9 protein-coding genes are annotated in these 13,270 nt (G+C 62.9%); 5 read left to right on the plus strand and 4 right to left on the minus strand.

Going from position 1 to position 13,270, the window contains the following annotated elements:
- Nucleotides 1–165: 165 nt before the first annotated feature.
- The 4 genes from GPL81_RS30855 to GPL81_RS30870 form a co-directional block, all read right to left on the minus strand.
- A complete protein-coding gene (locus tag GPL81_RS30855) occupies nucleotides 166–3,243 on the minus strand; it encodes an efflux RND transporter permease subunit (RefSeq protein ID WP_160109862.1) in 3,078 nt (1,025 codons plus the stop codon).
- Entirely contained in the window at nucleotides 3,240–4,406 is a 1,167-nt protein-coding gene (locus GPL81_RS30860) for an efflux RND transporter periplasmic adaptor subunit (protein ID WP_160109863.1), read from the minus strand. The genes GPL81_RS30855 and GPL81_RS30860 overlap by 4 nt, the downstream gene beginning before the upstream one ends.
- On the minus strand, nucleotides 4,403–5,821 hold the full coding sequence (locus GPL81_RS30865) for an efflux transporter outer membrane subunit (RefSeq protein ID WP_160109864.1): 1,419 nt from the start codon (nucleotides 5,819–5,821) through the stop codon (nucleotides 4,403–4,405). Before GPL81_RS30865 ends, GPL81_RS30860 begins: the two co-directional genes overlap by 4 nt.
- A 103-nt stretch (nucleotides 5,822–5,924) precedes the next feature.
- Nucleotides 5,925–6,614, minus strand: a complete 690-nt coding sequence (locus GPL81_RS30870) for a response regulator transcription factor (protein ID WP_160109865.1) — start codon at nucleotides 6,612–6,614, stop codon at nucleotides 5,925–5,927.
- Nucleotides 6,615–6,731: 117 nt separating this feature from the next.
- Between GPL81_RS30870 and GPL81_RS30875 the strand changes: the two genes are divergently transcribed.
- From GPL81_RS30875 to GPL81_RS30895, 5 genes are all read left to right on the plus strand, one after another.
- Entirely contained in the window at nucleotides 6,732–7,424 is a 693-nt protein-coding gene (locus tag GPL81_RS30875; RefSeq protein ID WP_160109866.1) for a response regulator transcription factor, read from the plus strand.
- The gene (locus GPL81_RS30880; protein ID WP_160109867.1) at nucleotides 7,402–8,766 is read left to right on the plus strand and encodes a sensor histidine kinase; all 1,365 of its coding nucleotides are present in this window, start codon (nucleotides 7,402–7,404) and stop codon (nucleotides 8,764–8,766) included. The genes GPL81_RS30875 and GPL81_RS30880 overlap by 23 nt, the downstream gene beginning before the upstream one ends.
- Before the next feature lie 113 nt (nucleotides 8,767–8,879).
- The gene (locus GPL81_RS30885; RefSeq protein ID WP_160109868.1) at nucleotides 8,880–11,006 is read left to right on the plus strand and encodes a TonB-dependent receptor family protein; all 2,127 of its coding nucleotides are present in this window, start codon (nucleotides 8,880–8,882) and stop codon (nucleotides 11,004–11,006) included.
- Between the two features lie 572 nt (nucleotides 11,007–11,578).
- On the plus strand, nucleotides 11,579–12,430 hold the full coding sequence (locus GPL81_RS30890) for a putative selenate ABC transporter substrate-binding protein (RefSeq protein ID WP_096512219.1): 852 nt from the start codon (nucleotides 11,579–11,581) through the stop codon (nucleotides 12,428–12,430).
- Nucleotides 12,427–13,224 carry a phosphonate ABC transporter ATP-binding protein gene (locus tag GPL81_RS30895; RefSeq protein ID WP_160109869.1) on the plus strand — a complete coding sequence of 266 codons (798 nt, stop codon included), beginning with the start codon at nucleotides 12,427–12,429 and terminating at the stop codon, nucleotides 13,222–13,224. The genes GPL81_RS30890 and GPL81_RS30895 overlap by 4 nt, the downstream gene beginning before the upstream one ends.
- The last annotated feature ends 46 nt before the right edge of the window (nucleotides 13,225–13,270 follow it).

Below are 13,270 nucleotides of genomic sequence, written 5' to 3' on the forward strand. Positions count from 1 at the left end.
CGTTGAAGTCAATCGCGAGCAAGCATTGCTCCTACAGGTCTGCGTTGGACCTGTAGGAGCGAGCCTGCTCGCGAAGAACGCCGAGACAACGCGGACATCCAGACAGCCCGCGTTATCGTTGACGCCCATCGCGAGCAGGCTCGCACACAGGGGGCAGTCGAAGTTTCAAATGGCGACCTCCGTGGCGTCGGCCTGCACCCTGCCCCGCCGACGTTCAAACCACAGGTAGACCACCGGCGTGGTGTAGAGCGTCAGGATCTGCGACACCGCCAGGCCACCGACAATTGCAATGCCCAACGGCTGCCGCAACTCGGAGCCGGCGCCATGACCGAACGCCAGCGGCACGGCACCGAGCAAGGCCGCCAGGGAGGTCATCAGGATCGGGCGCAGGCGCAACAGGCACCCTTCGCGAACCGCGTCCCGGGGCGACAGGCCCCGCTGCTGGGCCTGCAAGGTGAAGTCGACAATCATGATCGCGTTTTTCTTGACGATACCGATCAGCAGGATGATGCCGATCATCCCCAGCACTGATAAGTCCTGCCCGCAGAGCATCAAGGCCAACAGCGCGCCGAAGCCGGCCGACGGCAAGGTCGAAATGATCGTCAGCGGGTGAATGGCGTTTTCGTACAGCACACCAAGGATGATGTAGACGGTAAGAATCGCCGCCAGAATCAACCAGGGTTGCGACTTCAACGAATCCTGAAACGCCTGGGCGGTGCCCTGGAAGCTGCCGACCACGGTGTCGGGCAGTGCGACCGCCAGCGATGCCTGATTGATCGCATCCACCGCCTCACTCAAGGCGTGCCCCGGCGCGAGGTCGAACGACAGGGTAATCGCCGGGAATACGCCCTGGTGGTTGATGATGATCGGCACCTGTTCGGTCTTGACGCTCGCCAGCAAGCTCAAGGGTACGAGCGCACCGGAACTGGCGCGGACAAACAGATGTTCCAGGGTTGCGGTGGATGTCTGCCAGCTCGGGTCCAGCTCAAGGATCACGTGGTTCTGATCCAGTTGCGTGAACATCGTCGCAATCTGTCGCTGGCCAAAGGCGTCGTACAGCACATCGTCGATGGCCTGCACCGTCACCCCCAGGCGTGCCGCCGTGGGCCGGTCGATCACCAGCGTCGATTGGGCGATGGCCTGTTGCTGGTCGGAGGTGACGTGCTGCAACTGCGGCAAGGACTTGAGTTTTTCCAGCAGCACCCCGCTCCAGTGATCCAGTTCGACGCTGTCCGGGTCTTGCAGGGTGTACTGATATTGGGTCTTGCTGGCCCGACCGCCAATCTGGATGTCCTGGTTGGCCTGCATGAACACTTTGACCCCGGACAACCGGTCGAGCACCGGTTGCAGGCGACGGATGACCTCGGCTGCGCTGGCCGTGCGTTCGCTGAACGGCTTGAGGTTGATCATGACCTTGCCCTGACTGACGGTCGGGTTCGGGCCGATCCAGAAGTACACCCGGGCCACCGCCGGGTCCTGGCCAATGACCTCGGCGGCACGATTGACCTGTGCGCGCATGGCTATTGGCGATATATCCGCCGCCGCTTCCGCCACGCCCTGGATCAAGCCGTTGTCCTGTTGCGGGAAGAAGCCCTTGGGAATGCCGACATACAGCACTGCCGTCGCCGCCAGGGTGGCGATGGCCACGGCCATAGTGATGCGTTGATGGTCGAGCACCCAATCCAGGCTGCGCCGATAGCCGTTATGCAGGCCATCGAATACCCGCTCGCAGGCTTGGGCAAAGCGCCCTTCTTCGCGCTCGGCGTGGGGTTTGAGCAACCAGGCGCAGAGCATCGGCGTGATGGTCAGCGAGACGATGCCAGACATGATGATCGCCACGCTGACGGTCACCGCGAACTCGCGCATCAAGCGCCCGACAATGCCCGACATCAGCAGGATCGGCAGGAACACCGCAATCAACGATACGGTCATCGAGACAATGGTGAACGCCACTTCGCGCAAGCCGTCGACCGCCGATTGCAGCCGCGACTTGCCCATCTCCAGGTGCCGGACGATGTTTTCCATGACTACGATGGCATCGTCCACCACAAAGCCGACGGCAATCGCCAGGCCCATGATCGACAGGTTGTCGAGGCTGTAACCCAGCAGGTACATCACCCCGAACGTGGCCACCAGGGACAACGGGATGGTCAGGCTCGGAATCAGGGTGGCGGTGGCTTTGCGCAGGAACACGAAGATCACCACGACCACCAGCGCAATGGACAGCAGCAAGGTGAACTGCATGTCATTGACCGAGGCTTCGATGGTTTGGGTACGATCGCCCACCACCTGCACCTGCACGTCTCGCGGTAATGACGCCGTCAGCTCGGGCAGCTTGGCCTTGATCGTGGCGATGGTCGAAAGCAGGTTGAAACCCGGTTGCTTGTGGATGTCGACAATGACCGTGGGCTCGGCCCCCAACTGCGCGGCTTGCTGGGTGTCTTCGGCACCGGCGATCACCCGGCCGAGGTCACCTAGTTTGATCGGCATGCCATTTTTATAGGCAACGACCTGATCGCGATAATGCTGTGGGTCGAGCATTTGGTCGGTCGCGCCCAGGGTGATCGAACGGCTTTGTCCATCGAGGCTGCCTTTGGGTTGATCGAGGGTGCTGACGCCAATCACGCTGCGCACATCTTCCAGCGTCAGGCCACGCGCGGCCAATGCATCGGGATCGATCTGTACCCGCACCGCCGGTTTCTGCTCACCATGAAAGTCCACCAGGCCGACGCCGGGCATCTGCGACAGCCGCTGGGCAATGTAGTTGTCGGCATAGCGATCCAGCTCCGGCAACGTACGGATTGGCGAGGTCACGGCCAGCGACATTACCGTGCCTTCGGCCGGATTGACCTTGTTGAAGGTCGGCGCGCTGGACATGGTCTTGGGCAGGTTGGGCGTGGCGGTGTTGATGGCCGTTTGTACGTCCTGCGCGGCGCCGTCGATATCCCGCGACAAATCAAATTGCAGCACGACCTGGGTTTTACCGGCTGCACTCGATGAGGTCATCGACGTCACTTGCGGCACGGCGGCAAACGCACGCTCCAGGGGTGTCGCCACCGAAGACGCCATGGTTTCGGCGCTCGCCCCGGACAGTTTGGCAGTGACCTGGATGGTCGGGAAATCCACGGTCGGCAGCGGTGCCACCGGCAGATGAAAGTACGCGAAGGCGCCCAGCAGCATGACGCCGAGGGCCAGCAGACTCAGCCCGATTCGCCGTTGAATCAATCCGGCCAAGGCATTCATTGGGCCACCTGCGCCAGTTCGGCAGGGGTGTCCGTCTTGACCGGCGTCACTTTCAGCCCCGGCGCGACGCGGGACTGGCCCTGCACCACCACGGTTTCACCGGCCGCCAGGCCCTGGCGAATCCATTGTTTGCCATCAACGACAGTGGCGGCATCGACCAGACGCGGCTGGACCCGCTGATCACCATCGACCACATAGACAAAGTTACCCTGACGCCCCAATTGCACGGCATCAGCAGGAACCACGGCCACGTCCCGACGCGTCTGCACCAGCAATCGCGCCGTCACCAGCTCGCCCGGCCAGAGCTTGGCGGCGGCATTGTCGAACTGTGCCTTGAGCTGGATCTGACCACTGGCGGCGGTCACCTGACTGTCGATGAAACTCAGTTGGCCACGGGCGATTTCCTGTTGGCCATCGCGGGTCATCGCGACCACCTGCAACGCACCCTGGGCGTTTTCCTGGAGAATGTCCGCCAGTTCGTCCTGGGACACGGCGAAGGCGACCGAGATCGGGTTCATCTGGGTAATCGTCACCAAACCGGTGGCTTCGGCGCCATGGGCAATGGCGCCGACATCCAGCAGACGCTGGCCGGTGCGCCCGGTCAAAGGGGCCTTGACCTGGGTGAATTCCAATTGCAGGCGCGCCGTATCCAGCGCCGCCTGATCGGCCTGTACCGTGGCTTGCTGGGCGGCCAGTTGCGCGCGGTAAGTGTCGACGTCCTGGGTCGGGCCGGCCTTGGCCGCGGCCAGTTTGCTGGCGCGGTCGAGGTTGACCTTGAGGTTGGCCAATTGCGCCTGATCCTTGGCGACCATAGCTTGAGCCTGGGCGACCTGAGCCTGATACACCCGTGGATCGATCACCGCCAGCAGGCTACCCGCCGTGACCGTTTGCCCTTCATTGAACAGGATTTTTTGCAGTTCGCCGTCCACCCTCACCCGCACATTGACACTGTTGAGCGCCTGCACATTGCCAATGGCACTGATCCAGATCGGCAAGTCCTGGCGACTGACTTGCGTCATCTGCACCGGCACGGCACCGGCCTCGGATTTCACCGGCGCGGCCTGGGCACGCTTGATCCATTGAAATCCGCTGAAGGCGGCGGTGAGCGAGAGCACCACCAGCCCCCCGAAAACAAAACGACGACGTGGGTTCAAGGCATTCATGGATGGGCAACCTGAGCGGGAGAATTGGAAGCGAGGGTGTCAGACGAGAAGTCCCCGCCCAGGGCCCGGAACAGGCCGACGGCGGCCTGCAAGTGCTGGAGGCGTACCTGCAACAGCGTGTCTTCGGCCTGGTATTGGGTGCGTTCGACGATCAACAGCGTCTGGAAATCGGTGGACCCGAGGCGGTAGCGAACCTGCGCCAGGCGCGCCGCTTCCCGCGCCGAATCGACGGCGGACTGGTTCAACGCATAGCTCTTGTCGAGCTCGCGGGCGGCGCTGAGTTGCGTCTCCACATCTTGCAGGGCCTCGATGATTGATTCGCGATAACTCGACGTCAGTTCCTGAACGTGGGCCTGATCGAAATGCAACTGCCCCTTGAGCTGGCCACCGGCAAACACCGGTTGGCTGAGCGTGCCGATGGCGCTCCAGATCTGGCCGCCGGCGAGCGTGTCGATGCCGCCCAGCAAGTCCAGTGAGAGGTTGGGCAGAAACGCGGCACGGGCCACGCCTACATCGAAGTTGGCTGATTTCAGCCGCGCTTCGACGGCCTGGATGTCCGGCCGTTGGCGCAACAAGCCAATCGGCAGCCCGGTTGAAGGCTGCGGCACTTGCAGGGCATTGAGCCCGTCACCTTGCAGATGAAAGCCCTCGGGCTGTGCGCCGACCAGAACGGCCAATTGGTACAACGCCAGATCCCGTTGCTGACGCAGTGGCGGTATCGCCGCTTCAAAGGTCTGCATGGCGTTGCGTTGCTGGGCGACTTCCAGGTTCGACACCGCGCCCTGGCTGGCCTGGACTTCCACCAGATCCAACACCTGCCGCGCATCGTCGGCGATGGATCGGGCCAGGCGCAGCCGGTCCTCCAGGGACAGCACCTGGAAGTAACTGTCGGCAATGCTCGCCCCCAGACTCATGCGCAAGGTCTGGGCATCAAACGCCGTCGCATTGGCCAATGAATCGGCGGAATCGGCGGCGGCGCGCTGCTTGCCCCAGAAGTCGATCTCGTAAGTCGCTTCGGCAAAAACACTGCGTTTTTCCGTGGTGCCGTAGTTGTTCTGACGCTGGACATTGCCCCCCAGGTTCAACGCCGGGTATTGCGCCGCCCCTGCCACTTGCGCCGATGCACGGGCCTCATCGATCCGACTGACCGCCGCCTTGAGAGTGTAATTGGAGGCCAGGCCACGGGCGATCAGTTGATCCAGTTCGGCGCTGTGAAACTCACTCCACCATTGCCCGCCCTGGGCCGATTGGCCGGTCGTCGCACCATCCCACTGCCGGGCCAGGGGCAACTCCGGTTGCCGATACTCGGGCACCATGGAGCAGCCGCCGAGCGTCAGCACGCCGAGCAACGTCAGCGACACAGGTGAGTGAAATGCCGCGCGCCAGCTGCGCACGGCCAAGGTTGAAAACGACATGGGCAAGCTTTCCCCCGCTTGAGCCTGTGTGGAGCGATCCACGAATGAGGCGAAGATAGCGAGGGGCGCCTGCCAGAGCGTTCGTCGGCAGGTAAACTTTTATTTAGCCTTGGGCCGGGGTCACCTGGAAGCTGTAGCCGGCACCGGGCACGGTCTTGATCAGCGAGTAGTCGAAACCTTCATCGAGTTTGCGCCGCAACCGATGAATATGCTTGTCGATCACGTTGTCGTTGGGGTCGAACGCGTAATCCCAGGCACTGTCGAGCAGCATGTCGCGGGTCACTACCTGACCGCTGTGGCGCATGAGTTTTTCCAGCAACAGCGTCTCGCGATGCTGCAAGGCAATGACCCGGCCCTGACGCACGGCCGTGCGGGTGGCGCAATCGAGCTGCAACTCTCCGACCACCAGGTGACGCGCCGGCCCCGTCGTCTGCTCCCGTCCGCGCAGCAAGGCATCGAGCCTGGCCAGCACTTCGGCGAACGCATAGGGTTTGGCCAGGTAATCATCGCAACCGGCTTGCAGGCCCTCAACCTTGTCGGTGGTGGACGCCTGGGCGCTGAGCATCAGAATCGGCACCCGCAGCTTGCGCGCACGCAGGGTCTTGATCAAACCGATGCCGTCGAGGCCGGGCAAACGGCGATCGACTATCAAGGCATCGTGAATGTCCTCAAGGGCCATGCCCAGCCCCGTATTGCCATCACTGGCGATATCGACGACGTGACCGCTTTCGGTCAACCCGCGCAGCAGGTAAGCGGCGGTCTGGGCATCGTCTTCAACCACTAGAATGCGCACGGCACCTTCTCCATGAATCAAACCTAAACTTTTGTTTACCCGACGGGAACGTGGCGCAGCCGCAGGCTTTGTCACACTATGCCACCTCTGCCCGATGATGTGAGCGGTCCAACTGCCATGACCCATGTTCTGGTCGTCGAAGACGACGTGCCTACCTGCCGCGAAATCGAAGCCGCCCTGTGTGACCACGGCTTCACCGTGAGCTGTGCCAACAATGGTCGCGAAGGCCTGCTCAAGGCCTTGAGCGAACCGTTCGACCTGATCGTTCTGGACCGCATGCTGCCCGGCGGTCTCGACGGGCTCGGCGTACTCACCGCATTACGGGCGGCAAGCGTGAACACGCCGGTGTTGATCCTCAGTGCCCTGAGCGCCCTCGACGAGCGGGTTCGCGGCTTGCGCGCCGGCGGTGACGATTACCTGACCAAGCCGTTCGAGTTCATCGAACTGACCGCACGCCTGGATGCCTTGAACCGCCGTCGCGCCGAACCGGTCGCCGAGGCCAGGGAAACCCGCTTGCGCGTCGCCAACCTGGAGGTCGACCTGTTGAGCCGGTCAGTCCGACGCGGTGACCGGGTCATTGAACTGGTCCCACGGGAATACGCCTTGCTGGAACACTTGATCCGCAACGCCGGGCAGGTGGTCACGCGCACCATGCTGTTCGAGGCGGTGTGGAATTACAGCTATGACGAGCGCACCAACGTGATTGAAGTGCATATGGGCCGCTTGCGGCGCAAGGTCGACGGCGAGGGTGAGCCACCGATGATTCATACCATTCGTGGAGCCGGTTATGTCCTCCGTTCGCCTGAGTGAGATTCCGCGCACCATCAGCTTTCGTACCGGGCTGCTGTTTCTCGGCCTGTTCGGCTGTTCGTTCCTGGCGCTGTTCGGCTATGTCTATTGGCAAACGGCGTTTTACCTGAAGACCGAAGCCGATACCGCGCTGTATCGCCAGGTGGAAAACCGCAGTGCGCAAGACCCCGAACTGCAGCTCAGGGAGATCCGCAATCACGCCGTGCAGGACGTCGAAGCACGCCTGCCCCACAGTTTGTTCGACGCTCAGGGCCAGTTTATTGCCGGGGCCATCCAGCAGCTGCCGCCCTTCTCTGCCTATGACAAACCCCAGGAATTCGACTGGCGCAAGGAAAACGGGCATCAGCGCCCCGTCCGCTTCATCGTGCATCGCCTGGCCGATGGCAAGACGCTGCTGGTGGCCCAGGATATCCACGACATCCGCGAGTTCGACGAACTGCTGATCAAGGCGCTGGTTTCCGGTGGCGTGCTGTTGCTGGTGGTCGGCCTGTTTGGTGCGCTGGTGTTGGGCTATTCGGCGCACCGGCGGCTGGACAAGGTCAGTCGCTCGATCAAGGGCATCATCGAAGGCGACTTGACCGGCCGCTTGCCGATCCAGGGCAACAACGACGACATTGACCGCCTGGCCTCGGTAGTCAACGGCATGCTCGATGAGCTTGAACGCTTGATGAGCGAGGTCAAGGGTGTGTGCGACGACATCGCCCACGACCTGCGCACCCCGCTGACCCGCCTGATCGCCGGCCTTGAACGCACCCAGCGCCGTGGTCTGGACGAGGCGCAATACGCTGCCAGCATTGATGCCGCGTTGACCGAAGCCAAGGGCCTGCTGTTGACCTTCAAGGCCCTGCTGCGCATCTCGGAAATTGAAGACAGCGCGCGTCGCAGTCACTTCGCGCCCCTGGATCTGAACCTGATCAGCGCCGACGCCGTCGAGCTGTATGAGCCTTTGGCCGAAGAACGCGGCATCAGCCTGACACTCGACGCCAGCCGGGCACCTGCAATCATTCCCGGGGACGCGCAACTGCTGTTCGACGCGATCTGCAATCTGTTGGACAACGCCATCAAGTTCTGTCCCGACCACAGCCAGGTCCGGTTGACCGTTATCGCAGACCCGAACATGGTCGGGATACGTGTAACGGACAACGGGCCGGGTATCGCGCCAGCGGAGCGAGAAGCGGTCTTGCGCCGACTGTATCGCGCCGAATCGAGCCGCCATACGCCCGGCAATGGCCTGGGGTTGAGCATGGTGTCGGCGGTTGCGCGCCTGCATGACATGAAGCTGGCCGTCAGCGATGCGGCCCCGGGCTGCCGGATCGATCTGACGAGCATTCGCACAGCCTGAGGCTGGAAGCTACAGCCTCACCCGGCAAAAAAACAAAATTGCCATGTGTTTCCTTCGTTCCTCCCTGCGTCGCAGTTCTTCACTGCCCGTTCTGTACGTCTGGAGTTCTCTCAATGCCCTCGCCCAAATCCCTGCCCACTGCGTTGTTGGGCCTGGCCCTTGTCTGTCCGGCCACGGCCTGGGCCGAAGGCCTGGAACTGGGACAAGTGCTGATCGGGGCTGAGGACCGGAGCGACGAAGACTCGTCCATCGAGGACGCCAGGGCCCGGCTTGCCCAGGTGCCCGGCGGTACCAATGTGGTGGATATGCGCCGTCCCCTGCAGGGCCGCGTGGCCAGCAATCAGGATGTGCTGGCTTATCAGCCGGGGATTTATGCCCAGTCGGCGGGCAACGAAGGGGTCAAGATCTCGATCCGCGGATCGGGGATCAACCGTGCGCCGGGCGCCCACGCTTCGGGGCTGTACACGATGCTCGACGGCCTGCCGCTGACCGGCCCGGGTGGCACGCCCTATGAATTGCTGGAACCGCTGTGGCTCGACCATGTGGAAGTGCTGCGCGGTGCCAACGGATTCGACAGGGCTGCACTGGCCCTGGGCGGGGCCATCGATTACGTCAGCCACACCGGCTACGACGCCCCCAGGTTGCAGGTGCGCTACGCGACGGGCAGCCATGGTTATCAGCAACGCCAGGTCAGCTCCGGGCAGGTGCTGGGTGACTTCGACTATTACGTGGCAGTGACCGATGCACACTCCGATGGTTATCAGGACCACACGGCCAGCGAAAGCCAGGGCGTCATTGCCAACTTCGGCTACCGCTTCAACCCGAACCTGGAAACGCGTTTCTACTTGCGTCACCGCGAGACCGATAATGACCTTGCCGGGCGGGTGACCAAGCGTTCCATCGAGCACGACCCACGGGCAGCCAATCCCGCCTACGTAGCGCGGGACGACAGCCGTGACCAGCCGGGCAGCACCTTTATCGGCAACAAGACCACCTTCTACCTCGATGACGATTCGAGTATCCAGACCGGCCTTGTCTACCACGACTACCCCATGGACTTGCGCGAAGGCCCCAACCGCCTGAAGGTGGCCTACACGGATGTCAGCGGCACGTTCGACTACAAGCGTCGTGACACCCTCTGGGGTCTGGAAAGCCACAGCACAGTGGGTTTGCGCGTGACCAAACACCTGCCCAATGATGGGGCCAGCGAAGTGGTGCGCATCCCCACCGGCAACACCGCCGGCTACGCACCGGGTACACCTATTCGCAACTTCACCTACCAGGGCTCGGACAGCGTCCTGCATGTTGGCAATGACCTGCAGATCGCCGACGACCTGTGGCTGACCACCGGCCTCGCCGCCATCTACACCCGCCGCGAAAGCGCGGTGACGTACCCCGACGGGGGCGGCAAGACCAGTATGGGCGACTGGGACTATGCGCCACGGGTGGGCCTGCGCTATCAACTGACACCCGACCTGCAACTCTTCGGCAATCTCAGCCGTTCGGTCGAAGCGCCGCACCCGTGGTCGCTGATCTACAGCGCCAACCAGCGGTTCCCGGCCGGCAGTGGCCCCGCCACGGGTGCGCAACGCGATCCGATCGAACTGCAAAACCAGACCGCGACCACCCTGGAACTCGGCGGTCGCGGCGACAGCGCGATGGGCCAATGGAGCCTGGCCTGGTACTACGCCCAAGTGCGCCACGAATTGCTCTCGGTGTTGCCGGATACCAACGCCACCACGCCCTACGAGCTCAACGCCAGCCCCACCGTGCACCAGGGCGTGGAGGCCAGCCTGCAGAGCCTCCTGTGGTCACGGGCCGATGGCGGCCAACTGAGCTTGCGCCAGAGCTATACCTTCAGTGACTTCCACTACCGCGACGACGACCGCTTCGGCGACAACCGCCTGCCCGGCCTGCCGATGCACTACTACCAGGGCGAACTGCGCTACGACTGGCCCCAGGGTTTCTTCGCCGCGCTCAACACCCAGTTGGTGTCGAAGGTGGCGGTGGATTACGCCAACAGCTACTACGCCGATCCCTACGCGCTATTCGGCGCGACCCTGGGCTACAACGCGCCCAAGGGCGACTGGCAGACATGGGTGGACCTGCGCAACCTGACGGACAAACACTACGCCGCCACCGTCACACCGGGCTACGACGACAAAGGGCTGGACGCGGCACGCTCCACGCCGGGCGAGGGTTTGGGCGTTTATGTCGGGGTGTCGTGGAGTCTGCTCTGAGGCCTGGGTAGAACACCCGATCCCACAGTGATTTGTATCGCCTATTTATCTGACCAACGCCGGTCCTGTGGGAGCTGGCTTGCCAGCGAAAGCGGTGTGTCAGGCATCGGTGATGGTGGATGTGCCAGCCCCTTCGCTGGCAAGCCAGCTCCTACAGTGATTTGGGGGTGTTCACCTGTTTTTCTGACAAACACAGGCCCTGTGATTTGGGATGTTCGCCTGTATTTCTGACAAACACAGGCCCTGTGATTTGGGATGTTCGCCTGTATTTCTGACAAACGCAGGCCCTGTAGGAGCTGGCTTGCCAGCGAAAGCGGTGTGTCAGGCATCGGTGATGTTGGATGTGCCGGCCCCTTCGCTGGCAAGCCAGCTCCTACAGTGATTTGGGGTGTCGCCTGGTTTTCTGACCAACACCGGCCCTGTGGGAGCTGGCTTGCCAGCGAAAGCGGTATGTCAGGTAACGATGATGTAGGATGTGCCGCCCGCTTCCCGGGCAAGCTCGCTCCCACGGTCATTTCGGCTAACCTCTCAGTGCATCGACCCAACTTGCGCAAACAAAACGGAGAACTTCCATGCTCAAGCGTACCCTGGCATTAGCCATCGGCTTGACCCTGTCTGTTTGCAGCGTGCTCACGCAGGCCGCGGACACCCTGAAAGTCAGCGCGATTCCCGATGAGGCGCCGACTGAACTGCTGCGCAAATTCAAGCCGCTGGGTGCGTACCTGGAGCAGCAATTGGGCATGAAGGTCGAGTTCGTGCCGGTGAGCGACTACCCGGCGGTGGTCGAGGCGCTGGCCACCGACCGTATTGATTTGGCCTGGCTCGGCGGCTTCACCTTCGTGCAAGCCCGCCTGAAAACCGGCAATGCCATTCCGTTGGTACAGCGTGAGCAGGACGCGAAGTTCACCAGCAAATTCATCTCCGCCGACCCGAACGTCAAATCCCTCGCCGACCTCAAGGGCAAGTCCTTCGCGTTCGGCTCGGTATCCTCCACGTCGGGCAGTCTGATGCCGCGTTATTTCATGCTCAAGGACGGCATCAAACCGGAAAGCTATTTCAGTCGCGTGGGTTATTCCGGTGCCCACGACGCCACGGTCGCCTGGGTACAGGCCGGCAAGGTCGATGCCGGGGTCTTGAACGCCAGCGTGTGGGAAAAACTGGTCGCCGCCGGCAAGGTCGACACCGACAAGGTCAAGGTGTTCGCAACCACCCCGGCCTACTTCGATTACAACTGGACCGTGCGCGGCACCCTCGATCCGGCGCTCGCCAACAAAATCAAGGCCGCCTTCCTCGCCCTCGATCCGGCGAAGCCCGCGGACAAGGAAATCCTGGATCTGCAGGCCGCCAGCCGCTTCATCGAAACCAGCCCTGAGAACTACAAGGGCATCGAGGAAGCCGCACGCGCCGCCGACCTGCTCAAATGACCTTGCAATTGACCGGAGTCAGTCTGACCCACGCCAATGGCGTCCAGGCACTGCGTGACGTGGACCTGCACATCGGTGCTGGCGAACAGGTCGCCATCATCGGTCCGTCCGGCGCGGGCAAGTCGAGTCTGCTCAATCTGCTGGCCACTGCCCTGCGCCCCGGCAGCGGCGAGTTGCAAGTCCTGGGCGAACGCGCCTGGAAGCTGTCGGCCCGTCAACGCCAGCGCCTGCGCGCCCGTATCGGCCTGGTGCATCAATCGCCTCCCCTGCCCCCACGCCAGCGCGTCGTCACGGCGGTCCTGGCCGGCAAGCTGGGCCAGTGGAGCCTGGGCCGCAGTCTGCTGAACCTGCTGCATCCGGTGGACATTCCGGGCGCCCGTGCGGCACTGGCCCGGCTGGACCTGAGTGACAAGCTGTTCGCGCAGTGCCAGCAACTGTCCGGGGGCCAGCTCCAGCGTGTCGGCGTGGCCCGGGTGCTGTATCAGGCGCCCGAGGTGTTGCTGGCCGATGAGCCGGTGTCGGCCATGGACCCGGTACTGGCCGGGCACACGCTGTCGGTGCTCTGCCGCCATGCCCGGGAACACAACGTCACCCTGGTCGCCAGCCTGCATGCGGTGGAACTGGCCCTGGCGCATTTTCCGCGGATCATCGGCCTGCGTGACGGGCAGATCCTGTTCGACCTGCCGGCCAGCCAAGTCGACCGCGAGTTGCTGGACAAGCTCTACGCCAACGAGCAACTGCAATCGCCACCGGCGCCTGTGCCCCACTTGAGCGTGCAGATCCCCCGATGCTGACCCGCGATTCCCGAGACCCGGCCACCCGCCCCGCCTGCTGCTCGGT

Origin of the sequence: Pseudomonas izuensis (genome assembly GCF_009861505.1) — a bacterium.
Classification (GTDB): domain Bacteria; phylum Pseudomonadota; class Gammaproteobacteria; order Pseudomonadales; family Pseudomonadaceae; genus Aquipseudomonas; species Aquipseudomonas izuensis.